Origin of the sequence: Pseudomonas sp. MM211, assembly GCF_020386635.1 — a bacterium.
Classification (GTDB): domain Bacteria; phylum Pseudomonadota; class Gammaproteobacteria; order Pseudomonadales; family Pseudomonadaceae; genus Aquipseudomonas.
On sequence record NZ_CP081942.1, the window covers coordinates 4,109,140 to 4,135,813 of the forward strand.

The 26,674-nt window shown below is 60.9% G+C and carries 27 protein-coding genes and 4 tRNA genes; 11 read left to right on the forward strand and 20 right to left on the reverse strand.

Going from position 1 to position 26,674, the window contains the following annotated elements:
- Nucleotides 1–80: 80 nt before the first annotated feature.
- From K5Q02_RS18865 to K5Q02_RS18875, 3 genes are all read right to left on the reverse strand, one after another.
- On the reverse strand, nucleotides 81–869 hold the full coding sequence (locus tag K5Q02_RS18865; RefSeq protein ID WP_225833109.1) for an ABC transporter permease: 789 nt from the start codon (nucleotides 867–869) through the stop codon (nucleotides 81–83).
- The gene (locus K5Q02_RS18870; RefSeq protein WP_225833111.1) at nucleotides 866–1,798 is read right to left on the reverse strand and encodes an ABC transporter ATP-binding protein; all 933 of its coding nucleotides are present in this window, start codon (nucleotides 1,796–1,798) and stop codon (nucleotides 866–868) included. The genes K5Q02_RS18865 and K5Q02_RS18870 overlap by 4 nt, the downstream gene beginning before the upstream one ends.
- Before the next feature lie 79 nt (nucleotides 1,799–1,877).
- Complete coding sequence (locus tag K5Q02_RS18875) at nucleotides 1,878–2,498, reverse strand: glutathione S-transferase family protein (RefSeq protein ID WP_225833114.1); 621 nt, start codon at nucleotides 2,496–2,498, stop codon at nucleotides 1,878–1,880.
- A gap of 331 nt (nucleotides 2,499–2,829) precedes the next feature.
- On the opposite strand from K5Q02_RS18875, the gene K5Q02_RS18880 reads away from it, so the two are divergent.
- Both K5Q02_RS18880 and K5Q02_RS18885 read left to right on the forward strand, forming a co-directional pair.
- Nucleotides 2,830–5,277 carry an acyl-CoA dehydrogenase gene (locus K5Q02_RS18880; protein ID WP_225833116.1) on the forward strand — a complete coding sequence of 816 codons (2,448 nt, stop codon included), beginning with the start codon at nucleotides 2,830–2,832 and terminating at the stop codon, nucleotides 5,275–5,277.
- A gap of 75 nt (nucleotides 5,278–5,352) precedes the next feature.
- Nucleotides 5,353–5,763 (forward strand): PA2817 family protein, encoded by a 411-nt coding sequence (locus K5Q02_RS18885; protein ID WP_225833119.1) that lies wholly within the window; start codon nucleotides 5,353–5,355, stop codon nucleotides 5,761–5,763.
- Between the two features lie 98 nt (nucleotides 5,764–5,861).
- On the opposite strand, the gene K5Q02_RS18890 is transcribed toward K5Q02_RS18885, so the two are convergent.
- The 4 genes from K5Q02_RS18890 to K5Q02_RS18905 form a co-directional block, all read right to left on the reverse strand.
- Nucleotides 5,862–5,937, reverse strand: a tRNA-Gly gene (locus tag K5Q02_RS18890).
- Nucleotides 5,938–5,950: 13 nt separating this feature from the next.
- Nucleotides 5,951–6,026 (reverse strand) — tRNA-Glu (locus K5Q02_RS18895).
- Between the two features lie 47 nt (nucleotides 6,027–6,073).
- Nucleotides 6,074–6,149 (reverse strand) — tRNA-Gly (locus K5Q02_RS18900).
- A 28-nt stretch (nucleotides 6,150–6,177) separates the two neighbouring features.
- Nucleotides 6,178–6,253 (reverse strand) — tRNA-Glu (locus K5Q02_RS18905).
- A gap of 379 nt (nucleotides 6,254–6,632) precedes the next feature.
- Between K5Q02_RS18905 and K5Q02_RS18910 the strand changes: the two genes are divergently transcribed.
- Entirely contained in the window at nucleotides 6,633–7,403 is a 771-nt protein-coding gene (locus K5Q02_RS18910; RefSeq protein WP_225833121.1) for a hypothetical protein, read from the forward strand.
- A 57-nt stretch (nucleotides 7,404–7,460) separates the two neighbouring features.
- Here K5Q02_RS18910 and K5Q02_RS18915 read toward each other — a convergent pair whose 3' ends face one another.
- Nucleotides 7,461–7,943 (reverse strand): GAF domain-containing protein, encoded by a 483-nt coding sequence (locus K5Q02_RS18915; protein ID WP_225833123.1) that lies wholly within the window; start codon nucleotides 7,941–7,943, stop codon nucleotides 7,461–7,463.
- Nucleotides 7,940–8,830 (reverse strand): ATP-binding protein, encoded by an 891-nt coding sequence (locus K5Q02_RS18920; RefSeq protein WP_225833124.1) that lies wholly within the window; start codon nucleotides 8,828–8,830, stop codon nucleotides 7,940–7,942. The genes K5Q02_RS18915 and K5Q02_RS18920 overlap by 4 nt, the downstream gene beginning before the upstream one ends.
- 99 nt (nucleotides 8,831–8,929) lie before the next feature.
- On the opposite strand from K5Q02_RS18920, the gene K5Q02_RS18925 reads away from it, so the two are divergent.
- Nucleotides 8,930–11,239, forward strand: coding sequence for a hybrid sensor histidine kinase/response regulator (locus tag K5Q02_RS18925; protein ID WP_225833125.1), 2,310 nt, complete (start codon nucleotides 8,930–8,932; stop codon nucleotides 11,237–11,239).
- A 45-nt stretch (nucleotides 11,240–11,284) separates the two neighbouring features.
- On the opposite strand, the gene K5Q02_RS18930 is transcribed toward K5Q02_RS18925, so the two are convergent.
- The 3 genes from K5Q02_RS18930 to msrB form a co-directional block, all read right to left on the reverse strand.
- Nucleotides 11,285–11,734, reverse strand: coding sequence for a MarR family winged helix-turn-helix transcriptional regulator (locus K5Q02_RS18930; RefSeq protein WP_225833126.1), 450 nt, complete (start codon nucleotides 11,732–11,734; stop codon nucleotides 11,285–11,287).
- Nucleotides 11,727–12,215 carry a glutathione peroxidase gene (locus tag K5Q02_RS18935; protein ID WP_225833127.1) on the reverse strand — a complete coding sequence of 163 codons (489 nt, stop codon included), beginning with the start codon at nucleotides 12,213–12,215 and terminating at the stop codon, nucleotides 11,727–11,729. Before K5Q02_RS18935 ends, K5Q02_RS18930 begins: the two co-directional genes overlap by 8 nt.
- Before the next feature lie 125 nt (nucleotides 12,216–12,340).
- Nucleotides 12,341–12,739: a peptide-methionine (R)-S-oxide reductase MsrB gene (msrB, locus tag K5Q02_RS18940; protein ID WP_225833128.1), complete on the reverse strand. Its 399-nt coding sequence runs from the start codon at nucleotides 12,737–12,739 to the stop codon at nucleotides 12,341–12,343.
- A gap of 147 nt (nucleotides 12,740–12,886) precedes the next feature.
- Here msrB and K5Q02_RS18945 point away from each other — a divergent pair, with 147 nt between their 5' ends.
- The 3 genes from K5Q02_RS18945 to htpX all read left to right on the forward strand — a co-directional run bounded on the left by K5Q02_RS18945 (nucleotide 12,887) and on the right by htpX (nucleotide 15,712).
- On the forward strand, nucleotides 12,887–14,098 hold the full coding sequence (locus K5Q02_RS18945) for a pyridoxal phosphate-dependent aminotransferase (protein ID WP_225833129.1): 1,212 nt from the start codon (nucleotides 12,887–12,889) through the stop codon (nucleotides 14,096–14,098).
- A gap of 68 nt (nucleotides 14,099–14,166) precedes the next feature.
- On the forward strand, nucleotides 14,167–14,613 hold the full coding sequence (locus K5Q02_RS18950; protein ID WP_225833130.1) for a hypothetical protein: 447 nt from the start codon (nucleotides 14,167–14,169) through the stop codon (nucleotides 14,611–14,613).
- A 226-nt stretch (nucleotides 14,614–14,839) separates the two neighbouring features.
- Entirely contained in the window at nucleotides 14,840–15,712 is an 873-nt protein-coding gene (gene htpX, locus K5Q02_RS18955) for a protease HtpX (RefSeq protein ID WP_225833132.1), read from the forward strand.
- A gap of 81 nt (nucleotides 15,713–15,793) precedes the next feature.
- Here htpX and K5Q02_RS18960 read toward each other — a convergent pair whose 3' ends face one another.
- Complete coding sequence (locus K5Q02_RS18960) at nucleotides 15,794–16,444, reverse strand: thiopurine S-methyltransferase (protein WP_225833134.1); 651 nt, start codon at nucleotides 16,442–16,444, stop codon at nucleotides 15,794–15,796.
- A gap of 105 nt (nucleotides 16,445–16,549) precedes the next feature.
- On the opposite strand from K5Q02_RS18960, the gene K5Q02_RS18965 reads away from it, so the two are divergent.
- Nucleotides 16,550–17,317, forward strand: a complete 768-nt coding sequence (locus K5Q02_RS18965; RefSeq protein WP_225833137.1) for a DODA-type extradiol aromatic ring-opening family dioxygenase — start codon at nucleotides 16,550–16,552, stop codon at nucleotides 17,315–17,317.
- On the opposite strand, the gene pabB is transcribed toward K5Q02_RS18965, so the two are convergent.
- The 4 genes from pabB to K5Q02_RS18985 all read right to left on the reverse strand — a co-directional run bounded on the left by pabB (nucleotide 17,302) and on the right by K5Q02_RS18985 (nucleotide 22,148).
- Complete coding sequence (gene pabB / locus K5Q02_RS18970) at nucleotides 17,302–18,666, reverse strand: aminodeoxychorismate synthase component I (RefSeq protein ID WP_225833139.1); 1,365 nt, start codon at nucleotides 18,664–18,666, stop codon at nucleotides 17,302–17,304. The genes K5Q02_RS18965 and pabB overlap by 16 nt on opposite strands.
- 157 nt (nucleotides 18,667–18,823) lie before the next feature.
- On the reverse strand, nucleotides 18,824–20,557 hold the full coding sequence (locus K5Q02_RS18975; RefSeq protein ID WP_225833143.1) for a DEAD/DEAH box helicase: 1,734 nt from the start codon (nucleotides 20,555–20,557) through the stop codon (nucleotides 18,824–18,826).
- Nucleotides 20,558–20,860: 303 nt separating this feature from the next.
- The gene (locus tag K5Q02_RS18980; protein WP_225833146.1) at nucleotides 20,861–21,259 is read right to left on the reverse strand and encodes an ester cyclase; all 399 of its coding nucleotides are present in this window, start codon (nucleotides 21,257–21,259) and stop codon (nucleotides 20,861–20,863) included.
- A gap of 115 nt (nucleotides 21,260–21,374) precedes the next feature.
- The gene (locus K5Q02_RS18985) at nucleotides 21,375–22,148 is read right to left on the reverse strand and encodes a spermidine synthase (protein WP_442963931.1); all 774 of its coding nucleotides are present in this window, start codon (nucleotides 22,146–22,148) and stop codon (nucleotides 21,375–21,377) included.
- 173 nt (nucleotides 22,149–22,321) lie between these two features.
- Between K5Q02_RS18985 and K5Q02_RS18990 the strand changes: the two genes are divergently transcribed.
- From K5Q02_RS18990 to K5Q02_RS19000, 3 genes are all read left to right on the forward strand, one after another.
- Nucleotides 22,322–23,668: a class II 3-deoxy-7-phosphoheptulonate synthase gene (locus tag K5Q02_RS18990; protein WP_225833148.1), complete on the forward strand. Its 1,347-nt coding sequence runs from the start codon at nucleotides 22,322–22,324 to the stop codon at nucleotides 23,666–23,668.
- Nucleotides 23,669–23,842: 174 nt separating this feature from the next.
- Nucleotides 23,843–24,010 carry a DUF2897 family protein gene (locus K5Q02_RS18995; protein WP_225833152.1) on the forward strand — a complete coding sequence of 56 codons (168 nt, stop codon included), beginning with the start codon at nucleotides 23,843–23,845 and terminating at the stop codon, nucleotides 24,008–24,010.
- Between the two features lie 44 nt (nucleotides 24,011–24,054).
- Complete coding sequence (locus K5Q02_RS19000; protein WP_225833156.1) at nucleotides 24,055–24,810, forward strand: CPBP family intramembrane glutamic endopeptidase; 756 nt, start codon at nucleotides 24,055–24,057, stop codon at nucleotides 24,808–24,810.
- Nucleotides 24,811–24,861: 51 nt separating this feature from the next.
- Here K5Q02_RS19000 and K5Q02_RS19005 read toward each other — a convergent pair whose 3' ends face one another.
- The 3 genes from K5Q02_RS19005 to K5Q02_RS19015 form a co-directional block, all read right to left on the reverse strand.
- Complete coding sequence (locus K5Q02_RS19005; RefSeq protein WP_225833159.1) at nucleotides 24,862–25,383, reverse strand: hypothetical protein; 522 nt, start codon at nucleotides 25,381–25,383, stop codon at nucleotides 24,862–24,864.
- 116 nt (nucleotides 25,384–25,499) lie between these two features.
- Nucleotides 25,500–26,087, reverse strand: coding sequence for a hypothetical protein (locus K5Q02_RS19010; RefSeq protein WP_225833162.1), 588 nt, complete (start codon nucleotides 26,085–26,087; stop codon nucleotides 25,500–25,502).
- A complete protein-coding gene (locus K5Q02_RS19015) occupies nucleotides 26,084–26,674 on the reverse strand; it encodes an RNA polymerase sigma factor (protein ID WP_225833165.1) in 591 nt (196 codons plus the stop codon). Before K5Q02_RS19015 ends, K5Q02_RS19010 begins: the two co-directional genes overlap by 4 nt.

Genomic DNA, 26,674 nt, shown 5'->3' on the forward strand with positions numbered 1-26,674 from the left:
CGAGGGCGACGCACCTACAAGTGGGCTCTCTTGCAAGTTCAGGTAAGGGGCCGGGCATACAGCCCCCTACCTCGCCTCGCTTACTGGCGCATGCCGCGCCCGCTGACCAGCAAACGCACACACAGCACATAGAGCACAGCCGTGGCGACCAACATGAAGCCGATGGCGGTACCGATGCGGATGTCCGATACGCCGAGAATGCCGTAACGGAAGGCGTTGACCATGTGCAGCACCGGGTTAGCCATCGATACGGTCTGCCAGAACGGCGGCAACAAGGTGATCGAATAGAACACGCCGCCCAGGTAGGTCAGCGGCGTCAGCACGAAAGTCGGGATGATCGAGATATCGTCGAAGTTGCGCGCGAACACCGCGTTGACGAAGCCGCCCAGCGAGAAGATCGTCGCCGTTAGCAGCACCACCAGCACCGTCAGCCCCAGGTGGTGCACCTGCAGATGGGTGAAGAACAGCGACAATATCGTCACGATCACGCCCACGGCCAGGCCGCGCAGCACGCCGCCGGTGACATAGCCGATCAGAATCGTATGCGGCGACACCGGCGACACCATCAACTCCTCCACCGAGCGCTGGAACTTGCTGCCGAAGAAGCTCGACACCACGTTGCCATAGGCGTTGGTGATCACCGACATCATGATCAGCCCCGGCACGATGTACTCCATATAGGTGAAACCATCCATGTCGCCGATCTGCCGGCCGATCAGGTTGCCGAAGATCACGAAGTACAGAACCATGGTGATCGCTGGCGGCAGCAAGGTCTGCGGCCAGATGCGCATGAAACGGCGCACTTCGCGGTAGACGATGGTGCGCAACGCCACCATGTTGGCGTTGAACTCGGACTGCTCATGACTCATATGGCCACCTTCGACAGGTTCTTCTCGACCAGGGACACGAACAGCTCCTCTAGGCGGTTGCTCTTGTTACGCAGGCTCAGCACCTCGATGTTGTGTGCCGACAATTGCCGGAACAGCTCGGTGACGCCCTGGCTTTTGTCCACCTGCACTTCGAGGGTGTGGTGGTCGACCAGCTTGGCGGGATAGCCGACAAGCTGCGGGACGGCAGCCAGGTCGTGCTTCAGATCCAGCAAGAAGGTCTCGACGTGCAGTTTGCCCAGCAGCGCTTTCATGCTGGTGTTCTCGACGATCCGCCCGTGGTCGATGATGCCGATGTTGCGGCACAGCTGCTCGGCCTCTTCCAGGTAGTGGGTAGTGAGGATGATGGTGATGCCCTGCTTGTTGAGGTCGGTGAGGAAGCTCCACATCGAGCGCCGCAGTTCGATGTCGACACCCGCAGTCGGCTCGTCGAGGATCAGCAGCCGCGGCTGGTGCACCAGCGCCCGGGCGATCATCAGTCGGCGCTTCATACCGCCGGACAGCTCCCGCGAAGCCACGTCGCGCTTGTCCCACAAACCCAACTGGTTGAGGTACTGCTCGGCACGCTCCTTGGCCAGGCGCGCAGGAATACCGTAGTAACCGGCCTGAGTCACGACGATGTCGAAGACCTTCTCGAACTGGTTGAAGTTGAATTCCTGGGGCACCACGCCGATGCAGCGCTTGAGCGCTGCAGGCTGGGCGTCCAGGTCATGGCCGAACACATTGACCGTGCCACTGGACTTGTTCACCAGCGTCGAGAGGATGCCGATGGTGGTGGATTTACCCGCACCGTTAGGGCCAAGCAAGGCAAAGAAATCACCTTCGGCCACATCGAGGTCGAGGCCATGCAAGGCCTGGAAGCCATTGCCGTAGGTTTTGGTCAGCTGCCGGATCGACAGAGCAGTACTCATAAAGGATACGCACGCATGAAAAATGACAGGATTTAGATGGGGGTATTGTCGAACTATTACAACGAAATATCAGGGGCAATCAGCTCAGCTCGGTCATCACCGCACGCTGATAGGCCGGTCGCTCGCGCAGCCGCGCGTACCAGGCCTGCAGGTTGGGCTGCGGTGGTCGCTCGATGGGCATTTCAAACCAGGCGTAGATGAAGCTACCAAGGGGAATGTCGCCCATACCGAAAGCGTCGCCGGATAGATAGTCATGCTCGCCCAGGGCCTGCTCGGGTATCGCGAGAAGCGTAATGCAACGCTGCCGGGCAGCCTCGATGGCCGCAAGGTCGCGATGCTCGACCGGGGTACGCAAGGTGCCCCAGAACAAATCGCGGAACACGCCGGCAAAGGTGGACGTGGTCCAGTCCATCCACTTGTCGCCATTCGCACGGCTGACAGGGTCTTCGCGATAGAGGTTGTCCGGCGCGTAAGCTGCCGCCAGGTAACGCACGATGCTGTTGGACTCCCAGAGCACCAGGCCACCATCCTCGAGCACGGGCACCTGCCCGTTGGGATTGCGCGCCAGAAACTCGGGCTGATCAACCACCCCGAACGCGCCGCCGGCATCCAGCCGTTGATAGCCGACGCCAGCCTCCTCCGCACACCACAGCGCCTTGCGCACATTGGTGGAATTCTTGCGGCCCCATATCTTCAGCATTGCCAATCGTCCTTATCAGAAGCCCATGAGCCGAAACGCTGACAACCCTACCACTCTGCTCAGAAGAAGAAAGCCAGACATACTGATGTTGGCTATCGACCTCGTTCATGTAGCACGCGTAAGGGCCATTCATGAGCTGACCAACAGGTCATCCGCAGACGCAATTTGTTAGCCGAACTACGCGGCCCCGGCAGGGGTCACTATCGTGAACGCAACAGGTCGTGACCACCCGGAAGTGATCTGTAACGCCCCTGTCGGCAGCCTCTGCGCTTGCCGACTACGATTATGGCGTCGGTAGTCGTTCTGCCATCGCCATCATGGAGGATTTTGCATGCTCGCTGTCTGGTTGCTCGTTCTGGTTATCGGTACGGCCTTCTTGGCCCACCGCCGCACGGCGCCCCTACCCGCCCTGGCAATCGTTGCCGCCTATCTGCTCGTCATGGGCGCCTACAGCCACGCGCCGGGCTGGCTGATGGTGATCTTCTGGCTGCTCTGGCTGGCGGTCGCCTTGCCCCTGGCGCTGCCGGAGCTGCGCCGCAAGCACTTCACCGCACCGCTGTTTGCCTGGTTCCAGAAGGTGCTGCCGCCGATGTCGGCCACCGAGAAGGACGCCATCGAGGCAGGCACCGTATGGTGGGATGGCGAGCTGTTCAGCGGCCGCCCCAACTGGGATAAGCTGCTGGCTTACCCGAAAGCCAAGCTGACCGCCGAGGAGCAGGCGTTCATCGACGGCCCGACCGAAGAGCTGTGCGCGATGGTCAGCGAGTGGGAAATCGGCCAGCGCATGGATCTGCCGCCTGAAGCCTGGGCGCACATCAAGCAGCATGGGTTCTTCGCCCTGATCATTCCCAAGGAATACGGCGGCAAGGGTTTTTCTGCCTACGCCCACTCCCAAGTGGCCATGAAGCTGGCCACCCGCAGCGGTGACCTCGCCTCCACCGTGATGGTGCCCAACTCCCTCGGCCCGGCCGAATTGCTGCTGCATTACGGCACCGAAGAACAGCGCAACCATTACCTGCCGCGCCTGGCCCGTGGCGACGATATCCCCTGCTTCGCCCTGACCGGCCCGCTGGCGGGTTCCGACGCGGGCGCCATGCCCGATAGCGGTGTGATCTGCAAAGGCCAGTGGAACGGCGAGGAAGTCGTCGGCCTGCGGCTGAACTGGGAAAAGCGCTACATCACCCTCGGCCCGGTAGCGACGCTGCTTGGCGTGGCCTTCAAGGCTTATGACCCGGAGCACCTGCTCGGCGACAAGGAAGAGCTGGGCATCAGCCTGGCACTGATTCCCACCGACACCCCCGGAGTCGAAATCGGCCGCCGCCACCTACCATTGGGCGCCGCCTTCATGAACGGCCCCAACTCCGGCAAGGATGTATTCGTACCCCTGGAATACCTGATCGGCGGGCCGGACTACCTCGGCAAGGGCTGGATGATGCTGATGAACTGCCTGTCGGTAGGTCGCTCCATCTCCCTGCCCGCCGTCGGCACCGGCGCCGCCAAGTACACCAGCCTGGTCACCGGCCAGTACAGCCAGGTGCGCGAGCAGTTCAACGTACCGCTGTCGGCCTTCGAAGGCATTCAGGAGGCGCTGGCTCGCATCGGCGGCAACGCCTGGCTGATGGACAGCGCACGCATCCTCACCGCCAATGCGGTGGATCTGGGCGAGAAGCCGTCGGTACTTTCGGCAATCCTCAAGTATCACCTAACCGAGCGTGGCCGCGAATGCATCACCCACGCCATGGACGTGCACGGCGGCAAGGGCATCATCATGGGCCCGAGCAACTACCTGGGCCGCTCCTGGCAAGGCGCGCCGATCTTCATCACCGTCGAGGGCGCCAACATCCTCTCGCGCAACCTGATGATCTTCGGCCAGGGGGCCATTCGCTGCCATCCCTACGTGCTCAAGGAAATGGCCCTGGCCGGTCGTGAAGACCGCGAGCAGGCGCTGCTGGAGTTCGACGACCTGCTGATGCAGCACATCGGCTTCGCCGTCAGCAACGCCGCCAGCACGCTGATCCTGAGCCTCAGCCTGGGCCTGCTCGGCAAGGTGCCGGGCGACCGTATCAGCCGCCCTTACTTCCGCGCGTTGAACCGCCTGAGCGCCGCCTTCGCGATGCTTGCCGACCTCAGCATGATGCTGCTGGGCGGCGAACTGAAGCGTCGCGAGCGCCTGTCGGCACGCCTGGGTGACGTACTCAGCCATTTGTATCTGGCCTCTGCGGCTCTCAAGCGTTATCACGACCAGGACTACCCGGAGCACGTCCGCCCGCTGCTGCATTGGGCGCTCGAGGAGAGCCTGGGCAAGGCCGAGACTGCCATCGATAATTTGCTCAGCAACTTCCCCAACCGCTTCCTGGGAAGTGCCCTGCGCGTGCTGGTCTTCCCCTTCGGCCGTCGTCACCAGGGCCCGGACGATCACCTCGACGCACAGGTCGCGGCGATCATCGGCCGCAACGCTGGCGATCCGGCACTCGAAGAACTGCTCGAGGGCTGCTTCCGCCCGAGCGCCACGGACGACCCGGTTGGCGCCCTGCAACACGCCTTCAATCTGCTGCAGGAAGCCCAACCGCTACAGAAGAAGCTGCACAAGGCCGTCAAGGCCGGGCAGGTTCGGGAAACGCCGGGGCAGAACGAAATCGAAACGGCAGTCGCTGCCGGCGTACTCACCGTCGAGGAAGGCCAGCAGTTGCAACGGGCTGAAGTTGCCCGTCGCGTGGTGATCGATGTCGATGACTTCAGCAAGGAAGAGCTGCTGCCGAGCGAGGGTAAAGTCAGGTAGTCATACTGCAGGCACGACAGCGGGCGCCGTGGACTTTATACTCCGGCGCCCGTTTTACTTTCAGGATCACCGGACATGGCCAACACCCATCTCGATCACCACATCGCCCTGCTCAACCACCTGCGCACCATTCTGGTCGCCCTGGGCGAAGCCGAGCAGATTCTCGATGACAGCCATGCCAACTTCCTAGAGCGCTACGACGAGCTGCTGGCCGAGCTGCCAGTGGATTTCGAACGCAGCCAGTACCTGGGTCAGGATCTGATCAGCCAGATCTTCCAGCGCTACCCGCAGATCGCCCACCTGGTGCCCCGCGACCTGCTGTGGTTCTTCGGCGGCGACTGCCTGCACTTCATGCCGGACGAAGAGATCGAGCTGTACCAACAACTCGACGAGCGCCGCTTCTACGCCGAAGAAAACGACGAGCCGTTCGACTGGAATCAGGAAAAGCAGCTGCTGGCGATGCCGACACCAACCAGCCGCCACTGACGAAAAAACCCGCCAGCACTCACCCCGTGCTGGCGGGCCTCGAAACGCCAAAAGGCAGACACAAAAAAGCCGCTCATTGAGCGGCTTTTTTGTTTATTTGGAGCGGGAAACGAGACTCGAACTCGCGACCCCGACCTTGGCAAGGTCGTGCTCTACCAACTGAGCTATTCCCGCATTTACAACAAATTGGCGTCCCCTAGGGGACTCGAACCCCTGTTACCGCCGTGAAAGGGCGGTGTCCTAGGCCACTAGACGAAGGGGACCTTGAACTTTTTTACAACGATTCAGCTGCCAAGCTGAATCCAAAATCTGGAGCGGGAAACGAGACTCGAACTCGCGACCCCGACCTTGGCAAGGTCGTGCTCTACCAACTGAGCTATTCCCGCATATATTGCTTCCACTTCATTTCCGAAGTGGCGTCCCCTAGGGGACTCGAACCCCTGTTACCGCCGTGAAAGGGCGGTGTCCTAGGCCACTAGACGAAGGGGACGTTGCCCGGAATTTCCGGCTTCCTCGCTGTGCCTTTCGGCATTCCCTTGGAAGTGGCGCGCATTCTATGGAGCCTTTTAACGGTCGTCAACCTCTCAAATAATATTTTTTAAAATCAACGACTTCACACCGGATTCCAGCAGCCCGGCGAAAGACCTGAAAGCACACTATAGATAGCGCTACAGGTCCAGGTCACAAGACCTGAACATGGACACTACACTGCAGGCTGGTAGCCCTACTGGATACAGATGCTCAAGAGCCCTCACACACAACCGATTAATGGCGGCATGAATAGTGCTGGTTCAAATGCAATCGCCGCTAGGAGGCGCCCCAACTAAGCACTACACTCGTGCGAAAACCGCGTTTGAGAGGTTAAAGCGATGTCCTCGCTCGTGATCACCCTGGCGATAATCGGCGGCATCATCCTCTTGGTGCTGATTGCCTATTTGAATCAACTGGCCGAAAACAACAAGCGTAAGAAGGCACGCCTCAAGGCTGATCTGGCCGAGCGCTACCGTCGTATCGCCGATATCAACGAACAGTTCGCCGGGCAATTCATGACGCCGGAGCTCAAGCTGTTGCTCAGCCGTCTGCAGTTGCACTTCGCCGAGCGCCTGCTGGAGGTTGACAAGCAGGACGCTGCCTACGCAGCCATGGCCCAGGAACTGCGCAAATTCATCGGCCACGGCGAGGCCATCCCGGTTCGCAACGCTCCCTTCCCGGTGACCGACGACGAACGGGCGAAACTGGTTCGCGCTCAACTGGAAATGCTGCATGGCCAAGTCAGCAAAGCAGCACAGACCGGCCTGCTGCCTGTCGATGAAGCCAAACACTGGGCGCAGCAAATACGCCACATGCTGGCTCAGCTCTATATAGAGCTGTATGGCAATCAGGCTCAGCACGCGCTGCAACAGCAACAAATTGGCCACGCCCGCCTCGCACTGGAGCGTGGCGTGCAATTTCTGCAAAAACAAAGCGACATGGCGCGCTATCAGGCACCGCTGGCGCAGTTCCAGAAGCAGCTAGCACGGGTCAACGCCATGCTGATCAATCCCGCGCCGCAGCCCGGCGAAGAGTCAAGCGAGCTCACCGAGGGGCTGAAGTCGCTGGAAGGTGATGGGGACTGGAAGAAGAAGGCGATATACGACTAGGGCCTGTTGCCGTTTCAACGCAAGCCACGTTGCTGAAACGGCAATAGACGTTAAATATCAGCAATCACTCGCGCCTAGCAACACGGCCGCGAGGCCTTCGATACCACGCTGATCAACCTCGCTGAATCGCCCAAGCAGCGGACTATCCAGATCCAGCACGCCAATCAGCCGGCCATCCTTGATGAGCGGGATGACCAATTCACTGTTGGACGCACTGTCGCAAGCGATATGCCCGGCGAAAGCATGCACGTCCTCCACCCGCTGGGTTTGCAACGACGCTGCCGCCGCACCACACACACCGCGCCCAAACGGAATGCGTACGCAGGCGACTTTGCCCTGAAACGGCCCGAGCACCAGCTCATCGTCCTTGACCAGATAGAAACCGGCCCAATTGAGCCCTTCCAGCTCGTGAAAGACGAAGGCACTGAACTGCGCGGCGTTGGCAATGAAATCGCGCTCGCCGCTCAACAGCGCATCGAGTTGAGCAGTCAATAACGGGTAGCCGTCGAGGCCTGCTCCTTTTTCACTCAAATCGATCATCGCGACGTCTCCAGTAGTTGCAGGCCCACCCACTGGCGGGCGAATTGATAGGCACAGCGGCCGTTGCGATTGCCGCGCCCGGTAGCCCAACGCACGGCAAGTTTTTCCAGGTCTTCGCTCCACTGCCACTGCAGGTCAGCGCCCGCCGCCTGCACCTCGATCCAGTGACGCACCACATCCAGGTAATGCTGCTGGGTGAAGGGATAGAAGGACAGCCACAGGCCAAAGCGATCCGACAGGGCGATCTTGTCCTCGACGGCCTCGTTCGGGTGCAGTTCGCCATCGACCATCTTGGTATTGGCGTTGTCACTCTCACGCTCCGGCACCAGGTGGCGGCGGTTGGAGGTGGCGTACAGCAGCACGTTTTCCGGCGAACGCTCAAGGGAGCCGTCGAGCACGCTCTTGAGCACCCGGTAATCGCCCTCTCCCGCCTCGAACGACAGGTCATCGCAGAACAGGATGAAACGCTGCGGCAGTTTCATCAGTTGTTCCACTACCCGCGGCAGATCGGCCAGGTGGTCGCGCTCGATTTCGATCAGGCGCAAACCGGCGCCTGCATGCTCGGCCAGCAGCGCACGTACCAGTGACGATTTGCCGGTGCCCCGCGCCCCCCACAGTAGCGCGTGGTTGGCAGGCATGCCCTGCACGAACTGGCGGGTATTGCGCGCCAGCTGTTCACGCTGGGTGTCGACACCAATCAGGTCGCTGAGGCTCATGTCCAGGCTCACTTTCAGCGGCTGCAGATAGCCACTGCGCCCTTCACGCTGCCAGCGCGCGGCCAGACTTTGCTGCCAATCGAGTGGCTCGCGAATCGCAGGCAGCAGCGGCTCCAGGCGTGTCAGAACACTGTCGGCACGCTGGAGAAAATCAAACAAACGGGAATCCACGGTCAGGCCCTCGAATCATCAGTATGTGAGGCGGGTGTGCCGAAAAGCAGGCCATATCGACTATGCTTGGGCAGCGATCGGAACGAGACAGCGCCTTATATGGAAATCCCACTGACACAGCGGCTGTCATTCAAACAAGCTGGCGTTACCGTCCTGGTGGCGTTCATCATCGGAACGCTGCTCAGCCTGGTGCAGATAGGCGTCGATTATGCCAGTGAAGACGCCGCCATCAACCGCGAGATTCGTGCGCTGATGGAGATCAGCCACAATCCTGCCGCACGTATCGCCTACAACATCGACGCCGAGCTGGCCCAGGAATTGGTCGCTGGCTTGCTGCGCTCGCCCGCCGTGACCGGCGCACGCATCGTCGACAGCAATGGCGAGTCCCTGGCCAGCACCACGCAGCCAGCAGCGGAAAGCAACTATCGAATATTCAGCGACTTCCTGTTCGGCAACAGCCGCCATTTCGAAACCCGCCTGTCGGTCGAGCATGCCCCTGACGAGCAACTGGGCATGCTGCAACTGGACATCGACACCTACGCATTCGGCAGCAACTTCCTCAAACGCGCGATGCTGACCCTGGTCAATGGCTTCGCCCGCAGCCTGCTGCTCTCGGTGATTCTGCTGGTGCTGTTCTATTTCATGCTGACCAAGCCACTGAACCAGGTGATCCAGTCAATCGCCAGTCGCGACCTACGCACCCCGGATCGCACCCGCTTGCCCTGTCCGCCCGGACACGAGCGCGACGAAATCGGTGTTTTGGTGGCAGTTGCCAACCGCCAGCTCGCCAGTATCTCCACTGAAATCGAACAACGACGCAACGCCGAGGATCGACTGACCGATTACCTCGGTGAGCTGGAAGCTATCGTTTCCGCCCGCACGGTGGAGCTCAAGGCTGCCAACAGCCGTCTCAGCCGTTCCAATGAAGAGCTGAAACAAGCCCGCCACGACGCCCTGGCCATGGCCCAGGCACGCTCCATATTTCTGGCCAACATGAGCCATGAGATCCGTACTCCGCTGAACGGCTTGCTAGGCATGCTGGCGTTGTCTCTGGAAAGCACACTGAGCAGCGAACAGCGCCAGCAACTGTCGATCGCCCATGATTCGGGCAAGGTACTGGTCGATCTGCTCAACGACATTCTCGATCTGTCGAAATTCGAGGCCGGGCAGTTGGAGCTGGAGCACATCGCCTTCGACCCAGGCGCACTGGTGGAGGGTACCGCCAGCCTGCTGTCACAGAATGCCCTGCCCGGCGTGGAGCTGACCTGCCTGATCGACCCAAACCTGCCCGCCCAGTTGCTCGGCGATCCGACGCGGGTAAGGCAGATCATCAGCAACCTGCTGTCCAACGCCCTGAAGTTCACCCGCGAGGGGCGTGTCGATATCCGCATCAGCGCCGAGGCGGATCGGGTTCGCATCGAGGTCTGTGACACCGGCATCGGCATTGCCGCCGATGCTCAGGCACGCATCTTCCAGCCCTTTACCCAGGCAGGCGCGGACATTACTCGTCAGTTTGGCGGTACCGGCCTGGGCCTGGCACTGACCCGCCGCCTGTGCGAGGCCATGCACGGCAAGTTGGAGTTGGTCTCTACGCCTGGTAGCGGCAGCCGCTTCAGCGCGACATTACCGTTGCCGAGCTTACAAGCGGCCCCTACCCCTCCACAGCTGGCGGGGCGAGTACTGGCCATCTGTAGCGCCAACACCGGCCTGGCCGAATTGCTACCCATGCAGGTCAACCGCTGGGGCCTGGGTTACCAGCGCCTGGACAGCGCCCTGCAGGCCAGCGACATTGATGCCGATGTGCTGATCAGCGATTGCCCGACCTGCATGGAACGTCTACGCCAGCAGACCACCACGCCAATCATTCTGGTCACTGCATACGGCAGCTTCCTCGATGCCGAGCAAGCCCGTGCCTTGGCACCATTGGAGCAGGTAGCCAGACCACTCACCCGACATCACCTGCTGCAGGCGTTGGGCCGCGCCTTACAGCAGCCGTCCGAGAACGCGAGCGGACCACAGGTACGCGCAGCAGCACCCTGTAAACAAGCACGTGTGCTGCTGGTCGAGGACAATCCGGTCAACCAGTTGGTGGCCAAAGGCATGCTCAGCAAACAGGGCCTGGAAGTAACGCTGGCCAACAACGGTGAGCAGGCGCTGGAGCGACTGCAGGAAGAGCCTGTCGACTTGGTGCTGATGGACTGCAACATGCCAGTGATGGACGGTTACGAAGCTAGCCGACGCATACGCGCCAACCCGGCGTGGCAGCACCTACCCATCATCGCCCTTACCGCCAATGCGCTTTCCGAAGAACGCGAGCGTTGTTTGGCTGCGGGCATGAGTGACTACCTGGCGAAACCCTTCCGCCGTGAGGAGCTACTCGCACTGCTCGATCAATGGTTGCCAAACTAGGGTCTGTTTGCCTCTCGGCGCAAGCCGCGCCGTTACGAACACACCCTAATCCCTCAGGCTGCGCATGCGCTGCAGGAGCATATCCAGTTGCATGCGCAGTGGCTCCAGTTCCTGGCTATCGACCCCGTGCTCACAGAGCAACTCTCGCTTCAATGCCGGTACGCGGCCCTGTAGCTGGCGACCGGCGGCGGTAAGGCGCAGATGCACTTCACGCTCATCTTGCGCACAACGCTGACGCTCAACCAGGCCCGCGTGCTGCAAACGTTTGAGCAATGGCGTCAGGGTGCCCGAATCGAGCAGAAGGCGTTCTCCCAGCGCCTTAACGGTCGGCTGCGCAGGCGGCGTTTCATCCCACTCCCAGAGCACCAACATGGCCAGATACTGGGGGTAGGTCAGTTGCAGCCTGTCGAGCATCGGCTTGTAGGCACGCACCACCATGCGGGATGCGGCATACAGTTTGAAGCACAGATGCTGGTCAAGTTTCAGATCAGCCATCGAGCATCGCTTCGATAGCGGCACTCAGTGCCTGGGGCTTGGTGGTGGGTGCATAGCGCGTCACCTTGCGGCCATCGCCACTGATCAGGAACTTGGTGAAATTCCACTTGATACGCTGCGTGCCCAGCAGGCCGGGCGCCTGGTGCTTGAGTTGCACGTACAGCGGATGCGCGCCATCACCATTTACCTCGATCTTGCGGAACAGCGGGAAACTTACCCCGAAATTCAGCTCGCAGAAGCTGGAGATCGCCTTCTCGTCGCCTGGCTCCTGCTTGCCGAACTGATTGCACGGAAAGCCGAGCACCACCAGGCCCTTGTCGGCGTACTGCTTCCAAAGGCTTTCCAGCCCCTGATACTGCGGGGTGAAGCCGCACTGGCTGGCGGTATTGACCACCAAAATCGCCTTGGCAGCGAAGTCCGCCAGGCTCTTCTGCTCGCCAGTGATAGTGGTACAGGGTATCGCCAACAGGTCTTGGCTCATGGGTGCGAACTCATAGATAAATGAAACAAAAGAATAGACAGCAATTAGATTGCGAACAATTTAATTGCCAAAAAATAAGGCCCGCCATCAGCGGGCCGAATGATCACTACAGGTGCGCACCCACACTATGCCTCGCGAGGCACGTGCTTGAGCGACGCAGAATTGATGCAATAGCGCTGTCCGGTCGGCCGCGGGCCGTCGGGAAATACGTGACCAAGGTGAGCATCACACTTCATGCAGCGCACTTCGATACGGTGCATGCCATGGCTGAAGTCTTCCAGCTCGGTGATGACCTCGGCATTCAGCGGCTGGAAGTAACTGGGCCAGCCACAGCCGGAATCGAACTTGGCCTCGGAGTCGAACAATGGCGTGCCACAACACACGCACTCATAAACGCCCGGCACCTTGCTGTCGTGGTACTCCCCGGTGAACGGACGTTCCGTCCCCCCCAGACGACAGACGTTGAACTGAATGTCCGACAACTCCTCACGCCAGGTTTCCAGTGGTTTTTCGAGCTTGCTCACAGGCCGTCCTCCTCGGGATAAAAAAGCCTTATCTGTATCTTTGCCCGACTCAGGCTGACACGTATGATTCGACACCTCAACCCGCCACGGCTCGCCGCCGCCTCGGCCCGCTGAAGGCCGCACCTCTTCGATTCGGGATTCTTCACCATGCAGGTCAGCAAATCCAACAAGCTCGCCAACGTCTGCTACGACATTCGCGGCCCGGTGCTCAAGCACGCCAAGCGCCTGGAAGAAGAAGGCCAGCGCATCCTCAAGCTGAATATCGGCAACCCGGCGCCATTCGGCTTCGAAGCCCCAGAGGAAATCCTCCAGGACGTCATCCGTAACCTGCCCACGGCTCAAGGCTACAGCGACTCCAAAGGCCTGTTCAGCGCCCGCAAGGCGGTAATGCAGTATTACCAGCAGAAACAGGTGGAAGGCGTCGGCATCGAAGACGTTTACCTGGGCAACGGTGTATCCGAGCTGATCGTCATGGCCATGCAGGCCCTGCTCAATAACGGCGACGAAGTGCTGATTCCCGCCCCTGATTACCCGTTGTGGACGGCTGCCGTGGCACTCTCAGGCGGTAATCCGGTGCACTATCTGTGCGATGAACAAGCCGGCTGGTTCCCCGACATCGCCGACATGCGCGCCAAAATCACCCCCAACACCAAGGCCCTGGTGCTGATCAACCCGAACAACCCCACGGGCGCGGTGTACTCTCGCGAAGTGCTCCTGGACATCGTAGAGCTGGCACGCCAGCACAATCTGGTGCTGTTCTCCGATGAAATCTACGACAAGATTCTCTACGACGACGCCGTGCATATCTGTACCGCATCCCTGGCGCCGGACGTACTGTGCCTGACCTTCAACGGCCTGTCGAAATCCTACCGAGTGGCTGGTTTCCGCTCCGGTTGGGTGGCCATTTCTGGGCCCAAGCACCGCGCCACCAGCTATATCGAAGGCCTGGATATCCTCGCCAACATGCGCCTGTGCGCCAACGTGCCGAGCCAGCATGCGATCCAGACCGCCCTTGGTGGCTACCAGAGTATCAACGACCTGGTACTGCCCAACGGCCGTCTGCTGGAACAGCGCAACCGCACCTGGGAACTGCTCAACGATATTCCGGGTGTCAGCTGCGTCAAACCCATGGGCGCGCTGTACGCCTTCCCGAAGATCGACCCGAAGGTCTGCCCGATCCACAACGACGAGAAGTTCGTGCTCGACCTTCTGCTCTCCGAGAAATTGCTGGTGGTACAGGGCACCGCGTTCAACTGGCCGTGGCCGGACTACTTCCGAGTGGTCACCCTGCCCCGCGTCGATGACCTCGAACTTGCCATCGGACGTATCGGTAGTTTTCTCAAGACCTATCGCCAGTAACCACGCTACCGCCTCACGGGCGCCTGCCCAGGCATCCGTGCGGCCACCAACCTTACAAGACTGAGCCCATGGATCTGCAGATCGACGACTTTTACAAGGACGCAGCCAGTAGCTTGCTGATGCTGTATCAGGTATTCCCGCGCAAGGCGGCGCTGTATGTGGAAGATCTGATCGGCCGCGAAGAGCCTGACGAGTTCGGCCTGCCGAGCAAACGCCACCAAGCTTGCCTGGGCACACTGCTATGGCTAGCCGATGAAGGCTATCTGCGCTACGAGTCCACCATTGGCTATGACGCCCTGGATCAGGCCGTACTGAGCGAAAAAGGCTTTCTGCGTTTGTCACGCGGTATCGCGCGCGCCCTACCGGATGGTGAGACGCCGCCACCAGCGGTGAGTCGAGTGCAGGCCACACTGGCCTTTCAACTGCGCGAAGCGTTGGCGCAGCAACATGGTGAACGGATTGCGCGACTAACCCGACACCTGTTCGAGCAACGCTCTGCGGAACATCGCCTGTAACCCCCACACCACTCAGTTATCTGCGATAAACGCGGTTTTTCTCGGTGGGGATTGAAATAAACCAGAAAATCCCAATCTAAGCACTGCCACCGTTGAGCAGCAGAGTGCTCACGCCGTGGCCATGCGACACAGTTTGAAATAGTCACTCGGTTGAATAGCCACAGGGCGAGCCCTTATATAGCCGCCGTATTGAGCCTGTATTTCCCGTGAGGAGTCGTTTCACACCATGATGCGCATTATGTTGTTCCTGGCTACCAACTTGGCGGTACTCGTTATCGCCAGCATCACCCTCAAACTGCTGGGGGTTGATCGCTTTACCGGCCAGAACCACGGCAGCCTGCTGATCTTCTGTGCCGTCTTTGGTTTCGCCGGCTCGCTGATCTCACTCTTCCTGTCCAAATGGATGGCGAAGATGAGCACCGGCACCCAGATCATCACCCAACCACGCACCCGCCATGAACAATGGCTGCTGCAGACCGTCGAAGAGCTGTCCCGCGAAGCCGGCATCAAGATGCCCGAAGTGGGTATCTTCCCCGCTTACGAGTCCAACGCGTTCGCCACCGGCTGGAACAAGAACGACGCATTGGTCGCCGTCAGCCAGGGCCTGCTCGAGCGCTTCTCGCCCGATGAAGTGAAAGCCGTACTGGCCCACGAAATCGGCCACGTGGCCAATGGCGACATGGTTACTCTGGCGCTGATCCAGGGCGTGGTGAACACCTTCGTGATGTTCTTCGCCCGTATCTTCGGCAACTTCGTCGACAAGGCGATCCTCAAGAACGAAGGCGGTCACGGCATCGGTTACTTCGTTGCGACCATCTTCGCCGAACTGGTACTGGGCATCCTGGCCAGCATCATCGTCATGTGGTTCTCGCGCAAACGTGAGTACAAGGCAGACGAAGCCGGCGCTCGACTGGCCGGCACTGGTGCCATGATCGCTGCATTGCAGCGCCTGCGCGCCGAGCAAGGCGTTCCGGTGCAGATGCCTGACAGCCTGACTGCTTTCGGCATCAACGGTGGCCTGAAGAACGGCTTGGCCGGCCTGCTGATGACCCACCCGAAGCTGGAAGATCGCATCGAAGCCCTGCGCCGCCTGGGCTGATAGCGACACGAACGAAAAAGGCGACCGCGAGGTCGCCTTTTTTGTGCCTGTCATTCCTGCCAACCATCTTCGGTCAACCGTTCAGAGCAGCCGCAGCCGATAAGCACGCTCGTCCATGCGAGTGAGGCCACGGGCTCGGAATCGCTCCTCCATCGCGTCCTGGCTTTCCAGCAGCTCGCTGTCCCAGATACTGCCGAACCAGCCTTGCACTTGTGTATCGCTGACGGAAAAGGGCGGCCCGTCCATCAAGGACTGATCGTAGTCCAAGGTCACCAGCAGCCCCTGACTGCCAACTGGCAGTATGCGCTGCAGGTGCCGAACATAACGCTCGCGCATCACAGGCGGCAGAGCGATCAGCGCGGCACGGTCGTAGAACAGTGCGCAATCTTCAAGATGCTCGCTGTCGAGTGCGAAGAAATCACCACAGTAGAGCTCGACCCGTCCGTGCCGGTAAACCCGAAATGCCCCCTCCTGAGTAACCGTCGCTTCCAGCCCCTGCTCGCTGAAGAATGCCTCGACGGCGGTCTGTGCCAGCTCCACGCCGATCACCCGATGCCCACGCTCGGCCAGCCAGACGATATCCAGGCTTTTACCGCACAAAGGCACCAGCACTCGAGCGCCATCCGCTGCCGCCAGGCTTGGCCAATAGCGCCGCAGGAACGGGTTGACCTCCGTCGCGTGAAAACCGATCTGATTATTCTGCCAACGCGTCTGCCAGAACGCCTCCTGCATGATGCCTCCAATGAACAATCGATAAAACAGATCAAAAAAGCCATCAAATAGCCGTTGTTCATCCAGTCTAGCTGATAGATCATCTTTCTACTTTAGGAGATCACCATGTTACCTAGCCTGTTCATTTCCCACGGCTCCCCCATGCTCGCCTTACAACCCGGCGCCAGCGGCGTGGCCCTCACCCGCCTTGCTGCAGAGCTGCCGAAACCACGCGCCATCGTAGTGGTTTCGGCGCACTGGGAGAGCGCCGAGCTACTGGTAATGAGCGCAGCCCAGCCACAGACCTGGCACGACTTCGGCGGCTTTCCCCCGGAGCTCTATCAGGTGCAATACCCGGCGCCCGGCAATCCGCAGCTGGCAGAAGACATCCTGCAGCGCCTGAAAACAGCTGGCCTGGCCGCCCGCACCGATGAGCGCCGGCCGTTCGATCATGGCTGCTGGGTGCCGCTATCGCTGATGTATCCGCAAGCGGACATCCCAGTGGTGCAGGTGTCACTGCCCAGCCACCATGGCGCAGCCCTGCAACTGCAAGTGGGCAAGGCGCTAGCCGGGCTGCGTGAGCAAAACATCCTGCTGCTCGGCTCCGGCAGCATTACCCATAACCTCGGCGAGCTGGACTGGCGTGCCGCCCCGGAAAAGGCGGCGCCCTGGGCCGCGGAGTTTCGCGACTGGATGGTCGACAAGCTGCAGCGTGGCGATCTGCAGGCATTGCTCGACTACCGACAGCAAGCGCCTCACGCCCGCCGCAATCACCCCAGCGAGGAGCACCTGCTGCCGCTGTTCTTCGCACGTGGCGCTGGCGGCGACTGCCAGATCGAACACCAGGGCTTCACCCTGGGAGCGCTGGGTATGGATATCTACAGCTTCGCCTGACAGCAGCGCTCCAGGGTGGCGAGCAACACCTGCACCTTGGTGATCGACTCCTGATACTCGGTCTGCCAGGCCGAGTCGGCAACAATACCGCCGCCGCCCCAGCAACTGATCGTGCCGTCCTTGGCCAGCAGGCTACGGATGGCGATGGAGCTATCCATCTCGCCGCGTACGTCCAGGTACAGCAGCGAACCGCAATACAGGCCACGCCGCGTCGGCTCCAGCTCGTCAATGATCTGCATCGCACGGATCTTCGGTGCACCGGTGATGGAGCCGCCTGGAAAGGCGCCCAGCAACAGATCCAGCGCATCCTTGTCGGCGGCCAGTTCACCGGTCACCGCACTGACCAGGTGATGCACATTCGGGTAACTCTCCAGCGCAAACAGTTCGGGCACGCGCACCGAACCGATGCTGCAACTGCGCCCCAGGTCGTTGCGCAGCAGATCGACGATCATCAGGTTTTCGGCACGATCCTTGGGGCTCTCGAGCAAGGCGCGGGCATTGTCAGCATCTTCCTCCTCGCTGCGTCCACGGGGCTGAGTCCCTTTGATCGGCCGGGTTTCCACCTGCCCCTTGCTGACCCGAATGAACCGCTCTGGCGAGAGGCTCAGCACCGCACCACCATCTGCCAGCGTCAGGTAGCCGGAAAACGGCGTCGGACAGGCCTCACGCAGCGCGCAGTAGGCTTGCCAGGGCTCGCCCTGATAAGCGGCTCGAAAGCGCTGGGCGAAATTGACCTGGTAGCAATCACCGGAGGCGATGTAAGCATGAATGCGGGCGATGGCGCTGGCGTAGGCATCCGCTTCGATATCGCCCTGGAAGGGCCCAAGCAACGCGAATGGCGCATCTTCCGCTGCTACCGAGGGCGTCCCCTGGAACAGGTAGAGCAAACGCGCCTGCTCGCTGCTGGAGAGCGAAGGGTGAAATACCAGCTGGCTGGTCTGTGCCTGGTGATCACTGATCAGTGCCCAGGCGTACAGACCGAATGCGGCATCGCTCAGGCCCAGATCATCGCTGGCCTGCTCGGGCAGCACTTCGATGCGACGACCGAAATCGTAGCCGAGGTAACCCAGCAGGCCACCCGCGAACGGCAGCTCGAACCCGACCGGTAGCTCGGCCTCGCCCAGCGCAGCCACCCCCTCGCGCAGACGCGCGAAAAAGTCGGCGCCCGACTCGCCTTCCTGCGGGCTAAGGGTCGCCTGGGGCCAGGCGCTGAGCAGGTCATAGCGCCCACGCGAGGCCGTCGGCCGCCCGGCATCCAGCAACACTGCACCCGGTGCCTGGCGCACCCGTTCAAAATAAGCTGCAGGATCTGCCCGATAAGGCAGAGGATGGACGAGGCAGGTAGGCATTCAACACATCACACGGACAAGGACGGCCGATTGTAGAGCCGTAGGGCGGTTCGTCCTAGAGCTGTCGCCGCTTCGAGCGCCTGAGTGGACGGTTTTTCAACCTCCGAAAACGACTCGGGGGAGCCAATGGCTCCCCCGAGTGTTACAGCATCGCGAATCAGTCTTCGCGATAACGACGCAGCTTCAACGGCTTACCGGCAACGCGAGTGTCCTTGAGCTTGCCCAGCAGGTTCTCAAGACCTTCTTCTGGCAGTTCCACCAGGCTGAAGCTCTCGCGGATCTGGATGCGGCCGATGGCCTCGCGAGCCAGGCCACCCTCATTGAGGATTGCGCCCAACAGGTTTTTGGCAGCGATGCCATCACGCGCACCCAGCGCGGTACGGCAACGAGCACGGCCTTCGCCCAGCGGCATTGGCGCACGACGTTCGCGGTATTCGCCACGCTCAGCAGTACTACGCTCACTGCTGCCGCGCTCACCATCACGCTCACGACGTTCACGCGGAGCACCACCGGCACCCGGCACGAGCGGCTGCTCGCGCTCGACGCTGGCCAGATCCAGAGGCTGACCATTGGTAGCTTTTTTCAGCAGCGCAGCGGCCAGGGCACGCAGACTGCAACCGATATCAGTGGTCAGGCGATCAAGCAGCTCACCGTGGCTGGCTTCGGCATCAGCAACCAGCGGCGACAGGCTGTTGGTCAGTTTCTTGATGCGTGCGTCCAGAACTTGCTGGGCGTTCGGCAGCTTGGCCTCGCCAACCTTCTGGCCGGTTACGCGTTCAATCACTTGCAGCATGCGGCGCTCACGCGGCGTCACCAGCAGCAGCGCACGGCCATCGCGACCGGCACGGCCGGTACGACCGATACGGTGCACGTACGACTCAGGGTCGTACGGCATGTCGACGTTGAATACGTGAGTGATGCGCGGCACGTCGATACCACGGGCAGCGACGTCGGTGGCAACAACGATGTCCAGACGGCCATCCTTGAGCGACTCGATCACGCGCTCGCGCTGATTCTGGGCGATGTCACCGTTCAGCGCAGCAGCCTTGTAGCCCTTGGCTTCCAGCGCAGCGGCCAGATCCAGGGTCGCTTGCTTGGTGCGCACGAAGGCGATCAGTGCGTCGAATTCTTCGACTTCCAGCAAACGCAGTACGGCGTTGGTCTTCTGATCAGCATGGATCATCAGATGCGTCTGCTCGATACGCGAGACGGTCTGAGTCTTGGTGGCGATCTTGATGTGCTGCGGGTCGCGCAGGTGCTTCTCGGCAATGGCGCGAATCGAATGCGGCAAAGTCGCAGAGAACAATACGCTCTGGCGGCTTTTCGGCATGGCTTCGAAGATCACTTCGAGGTCATCCATAAAGCCCAGTTTGAGCATTTCGTCTGCTTCGTCGAGCACCAGGTACTGAATGGTCGACAGTACTTTTTCATCGCGACGCAGGTGATCGACCAAGCGACCCGGCGTAGCTACGATGACCTGAGCGCCCTGGCGAATGGCCTTGAGCTGCGGGCCCATTGGCGCGCCGCCATAGACAGCGACCACGTTCAGGCCAGGCATCTGCTTGGAGTAGGTCTCAAACGCGGTGGCTACCTGCAGGGCCAACTCACGGGTTGGCGCGAGGATCAGCGCTTGTGGCTCACGCTTGCTCGGGTCGATCTTCGACAGCAACGGCAGAGCAAAGGCTGCAGTTTTACCAGTACCGGTCTGTGCCTGGCCGATCATGTCCTGACCGGAAAGAATGACCGGAATGGCCTGAGACTGAATGGGCGACGGCTCTTCGTAACCGACAGCGAGCACAGCAGCGAGAATATTAGGGTGAAGTCCGAGTGCGGCGAAGCCGCCGATTTCCTGGGTCATGGGTCTGCCTCTAGTGCATCCGCAAAGACCCATGTTCCAAAGCTGCACATGCCATGTAGGGACCTTGTGGGTCACCCTGGCAGCCTGGTCGGCGGGGATTTGCGAAAACGTGGTGGAAAGTGAATCGTCAAGATAGCCCGCTTGGCGGACTGGCTGCCGGAAATAGCTTCCCGGCGAATTGCACAACTTGAACGTGGCCATGAATTGGCCGGCGCGCACTATACCGGAATTTCCAGACGAATGTGTTGTTTTTGCAAAGATAAAACTGCCCTTAGGCTAGACGCCACCCCGCCCGCGACGTTGTGCCGCAGCCCTGCTGACTGACTGATCTATCGGTCAGACTCTGCTCGCCAACTGAGCTTCGATCGCCGCCTTGTCGACGACCGACCAGACCTCGGCGATCTTGCCGGCGTGAAACGCGTAAAAGACGTTTTCGCTGAAGGAAACCTTGCGGCCATTTATTGGCAGATCGAGAAACCGACCTTTCGGCGAGCAATGAAAGTCCAGGCGGCTGGCGATGGTCGACTCCTCACAGGTCAGCAGGCGGATATTGAAGCGCAGGTCAGGAATTTCGCGAAAATCCCGCTCAAGCATTTCGCGGTAACCGGACAGACCCAAACGCCGGCCATTGTGAATCGCATCGTCATGAACGAAATTCCCCAGATTCGGCCAGTCCTGAAGATTGAGGCAATCGATGTAAGCGCGATATATCACGCGAAGATCTTGCTCGCTCATGGCATTGCTCCAGCAATATGGCTTTAGGGATTGCTCAGGCTTCAGCGCACATCGCGTTGCGGCCAAGCCTGAGCAGCCTATAAAAGGACATTGCAGGTGCTGGTTAATTCCGCTCTCAACTGGCCATGCGCACGGCATTGATCAACGGCTGTAGCGAATAACCGAGCTGCACCGCCAAGGCCTCAGCACGGCGGCTTACGGCCTCACGATCGAAGCGCTGATCGAGCTCTGCCGGCACCAGCACCACCACGTTGCCCTCCACCACCGGGCACTCCCAGTAATGACGGTGGTAAAGCCCGCGCAGCAGCGCAGCGCCCAAGGGCTTGCCATCCTCCCCCGCCCATTGGTTGATGATCAGCCAGCCGCCCGGATTGAGTTTGGCGCGGCATTCATCGAGAAAGCGCCAAGCCAGGTGCCCGACACCAGGGCCGGTATCGGTATAGAGGTCGACGAAGATCAGATCCGCGGTTTCCGCACTCGGCAACAGCTCCACGGCGTCGCCGATGCGTATGGTCAGCCGCGGATCGTCTTCCAGGCCCAGGTATTCCATGGCCAGGCGCGGCACGTCAGGGCGTAGCTCGATGGTCTCAACATCCTCGAGCGGCAGGAACTTCAGACACGCCTGGGTCAGGTTGCCGGCGCCCAGACCAAGGAACAGCGCGGTCTCCGGGGCTTCGTGGCACAGCGCGCCAGCAAACATGGCACGGGTGTAGTCATACTCCAGCCAGCTCGGGTCGGCAGTGAATACACAGCTCTGCTCGATCGACTCGCCGAACTCGAGAAAGCGGTATTCGCCGATTTCCACCACACGGATTACGCCAAAGGCATCGTGTACCTCGGCCAGTACCACTTCGTCCTTCATTTCCTCCACTGGAGGCAAGCCAGGCATACGCAGATTCTCCACCATCGCGTTTCCCGGCTCAGGCCGGGTTGGCACCGATTGTCGATGATGCCGCGCATTCAGGTCACGCGTTAAATGCCCGGCGATAGGCGAACCGGCATGCTTGGAAGCCTACAGTGATCGGTTACCATTGCTGATCGCCAATAATTAGAGATGCCACCATGAGTCAGCCCTGGAGCCCCGACAGCTGGAGAAGCAAACCGGTTCAGCAGCAACCCCTCTATCCAGACGCCGCACGGCTGAATCAGGTCGAGCAGACCTTGGCCAGCTTTCCGCCACTGGTGTTCGCCGGCGAGGCACGGGAGCTGCGCAAGCAGTTTGCCGAGGTGACCCAGGGCCGGGCATTTCTGCTGCAGGGCGGCGACTGCGCGGAAAGCTTCGCCGAATTCAGTGCAGCGAAGATCCGCGACACCTTCAAGGTGCTGCTGCAAATGGCCATCGTCATGACCTTCGCCGCGGGCTGCCCGGTGGTCAAGGTCGGGCGTATGGCCGGCCAGTTCGCCAAGCCGCGTTCAGCCAATGACGAAACCATCGACGGCGTCACCCTGCCCGCCTACCGCGGCGATATCGTCAACGGCATCGGCTTCGATCCGCTCAGCCGCGCGCCCGACCCGCAGCGCCTGCTGCAGGCCTATCACCAGTCCACCGCCTCCCTGAACCTGCTACGCGCCTTCGCCCAGGGCGGCTTTGCCGACCTGCATCAAGTCCATCAATGGAACCTCGACTTCATTGCCAACTCGGCACTGGCGCAGAAGTATCACCAATTGGCCGACCGCATCGACGAAACGCTGGCGTTCATGCGCGCCTGCGGAATGGACGGCGCGGCCCAGGTTCGCGAAACCAGCTTTTTCACTGCCCACGAAGCGCTGCTGCTCAATTACGAAGAAGCCTTCGTACGGCGTGACAGCCTCACCGGCGGTTTCTATGACTGCTCGGCACACATGCTGTGGATCGGCGACCGCACTCGCCAGGTGGACGGCGCCCACGTCGAGTTCCTCCGCGGCGTAGGTAACCCCATCGGCGTGAAAGTTGGCCCGAGCATGACCGACGAGGACTTGATCCGCCTGATCGACATCCTCAATCCGGACAACGATCCGGGCCGCCTCAACCTGATCGTGCGCATGGGCGCCGACAAGGTCGAAGCCGGCCTGCCACGACTGATCCGCACCGTGCAGCGCGAGGGCCGTCAGGTGCTATGGAGCAGCGACCCGATGCACGGCAATACTATCAAGGCCTCCAGTGGCTACAAGACCCGTGATTTCGCGCAGATCCTCGCCGAAGTTCGGCAATTCTTCGCCGTGCACCATGCCGAAGGCAGCTACGCGGGCGGCATCCATATCGAAATGACCGGCCAGGACGTTACCGAGTGCATCGGCGGCGCCAAACCGATTACCGAAGCCGGCCTGTCAGACCGCTACCACACCCACTGCGACCCGCGGATGAACGCCGATCAGTCTCTGGAGCTGGCGTTCATGATTGCCGAAACGCTGAAGCAGGTACGCCGCTAGAGAGGCGCAGGCGACGGTGAATCGGACTGCAATGATTCACCGGCATCAGCCTGCCGATTTACCACTGCGCACTCTTCTTTAACCTGAACGAAGCCAACCGACAAACGGTCTTCTGTACAGAGCCGATCGACATCGATCACCCCAAGGCTCACCTATCCATAGAAGGAGTCGCACATGCCCTGGTATGCCTGGTTGATTCTGATTGTGGCGATCGGCTCCATCGTCGGTGGCCTGTTCATGCTGCGTGACACGGCGAAGAAACTGCCGCTGAGCGACGAGCAGCTGAAGCGCATCCACGAGCGCAATATCGAGCAGGATGCCAAGGACGCTCAGGATCGCTGATCGTTTTCGAGCGCGCTAAACTGCGCCTCCGCTCAGGAGGCGCAATGCCCTTATCTCTCCGACTGCTATTGCCGCTTTTCCCCCTCGCGACAGGCGTGATCCTGGGCTTTATCGAGCCCGTGGGACTGCTCGTCGCCTGCCTGTTCATCGCCCTGGTGTTTGTTCCTGACCGCCTGCCCGCGCGGATCTGGCATGCCTTGGTGATGATCGCCAGCCTACTACTTGCAGCACACCTGCTGCCCGGCTTCGAACCCTGGATCATTAGGGAGCCCGAGCGGGTCAGCAGCGACGCGCCGCCCTATCTGCTGCGGCTGTCGTGGGACAAACTGCTGGTGGGTTGCACACTGCTCGCCTGGTGGATTGGCTTGCCCTCACAACATGGCGACAAGCCGATGCTGGCCATACCGGCGTCTGCGGCGACGCTGCTCGCAGTGCCCACCCTGGCACTGCTGCTGGGCGTCGTGGCCTGGCAGCCGAAGTGGCCCGACATGCTCTGGCCCTGGCTGATCGTCAATGTGGGAGTGGCTGTGCTGGCGGAGGAACTGCTGTTTCGTGGTCTGCTGCAGCGGCGCCTGGTCGAGTGGCTGGGCGCCTGGCCGGGGATTCTCTGCGCTTCCCTGCTGTTCGGCGCCGCACACATTCCTTTCAGCCCCGGATTCGCCGTGGTAGCAACCGTCGCCGGGGTCGGCTACGGCCTGGCATTCCACCTGACAGGCCGGCTGAGCGTCGCCATCGCCCTGCATGGCTTGGTCAACCTGTTGCACTTCACGCTGCTGAGCTACCCAATACGTCTCGGCTGATTGCGATAGCCTGAAACCGATACGTGGGCAACTCAGTGCGTGCAACTCTGGCTAGCGGCGGAATTCGAAATGCAGCTCGGCACCTTCGACCGAATTGGAAAACTCGGTACCGCTCTCTCCAGTCAGCAGCTTGCCGCTCAGCTGGAAGGGGTTCAGCGAAGGTTTCTTCTCTTCGAAGAACGCCGGCAGGATTGGCGGTAGCCCGTCATCGGCAGCCCGATTTTCGGCGTCGAGCTGGGCGGCCAGTTCTTTTGGCAGGCTCAGATCCAGCTTAGTCTTGGGTGGAGCCTGCACGACTTTCTGTGGTTTCTTCTCGGTTTTGACCCGCTCTGCGGCCTTTTTGGCAGGCACAGCAGGCTCGGCTTTATCTACCGTCTCTGCGGCAGGCTGTGGCGGTGCAACCTCTTCGACGGCAGCCTTAGCAGGCTGCTTGGCGGGCTCGGCTGGCTTGCTCGCGGGCTGGCTAGCCGCTACCGCTGGCTCACTGTTCTTGCGCGGCATCTCCCCGCCCTTCTCATCGGAGCCACAGGCGCTTAGCAGCACGGCAAAGAGTATCGGCAATAGGTAACGCATCGAGTTCATCGGGCAGTTCACGCAGTTGCGTTAAAAACTCATTCTAAAACGCCTGAAAAATAACGCCAGCCGGGCTGCCCGAATGGCAGCACCGCCTGTCGATCCATAGTGGTGCGTCAGGGCTGCGGCAAGCGCAATAACTCGGCCTCGACGTCCAGATCGGGATATTGCTCCTTCAAGCGCTCGACCCGCTGCTCGGCCTCCTGCCCGTCCCCGCGAGCCCGCAGATCGTCGATCTCACGCAGGGCAGTCAGTACATCACCCGGCAATGGCGCGGTCTTGGCCGCCATGCGTGCAACGATCTTCGGCGCCTCGGCCGCTTCAGCCATCACCGAGTTCGAGGCAGGGCTTGGCGGCGCCTGCAATGCTATGGGCGCGGGAGCCTTACGCTGCATCGCCGCAGGTGGCGCGTCATAGGTTGGCGGTACCTGCTCGTGGGTTTTCAGGCTCAGGCCAAGCCCCAACCCAAGCACGGCAAGACACCCGAAGGCGGCCGACCAGCGCCCACGCCCGGATGCGCCAGCCAGCCAGCTCAGCAAACGCTGCCAGGCACCCTGCGCTTCAGGCTTGCGTGGTTTGGCAGCCTCGGCGGCGGCAGCCAGAATGCGGGCATCCAGCGCCGACGATGGCTGCTCACGATCGTACCGGCGCACGTGCCGCAGCAGAGCCTCGTCGCGCTCGAGATCGCGCGGATGATCGTTCATGGTGATACCTCTTCGGCCACGCTGAGCAGGCGACGCAATTTCTGCATCGCATAGCGCAGGCGACTTTTTACCGTTTCTGCCGGCGTGTGGGTCAGCTCGGCAATCTCGTGCAGCTCCAGATCGGCATGGGCGCGCAACAGAAAAACTTCGCGTTGCTCCGCAGGCAGGTCATCGAGAGCCGCCTGGATGCGCGCCTGATCCTGGCTAAGGCTGAGTTGTCGCTCAGGATCGGGCTCGCTGCTGGGCTGGTCATGCAACTGCTCGTCGAACACGTCTTCGCGCTGCTGACGCTTGCCATGCTTGCGCCAGTGATCGATCAGACGATTGCGGGCGATCTGGTACAGCCAGGTCTTGAACAGCACCGCCGCCTCGCGCTGCAGGGATTCGCTGCGGATCAGGCTCATCCAGGTGTCCTGGAATACTTCTTCGGCGATCGCATGGTCGCCGCACAAGCCGAACAGGAAGCGAAACAAGCCGAGGCGATGCCGCTCGTAGAGTTGCGTGAAGGAAGCAGCATCGCCGGCCCGGTAGCGACGCAACAACTCGGCATCGCCGGGCTCGACGGCAGTTGGGGGATTGGCAGTCAC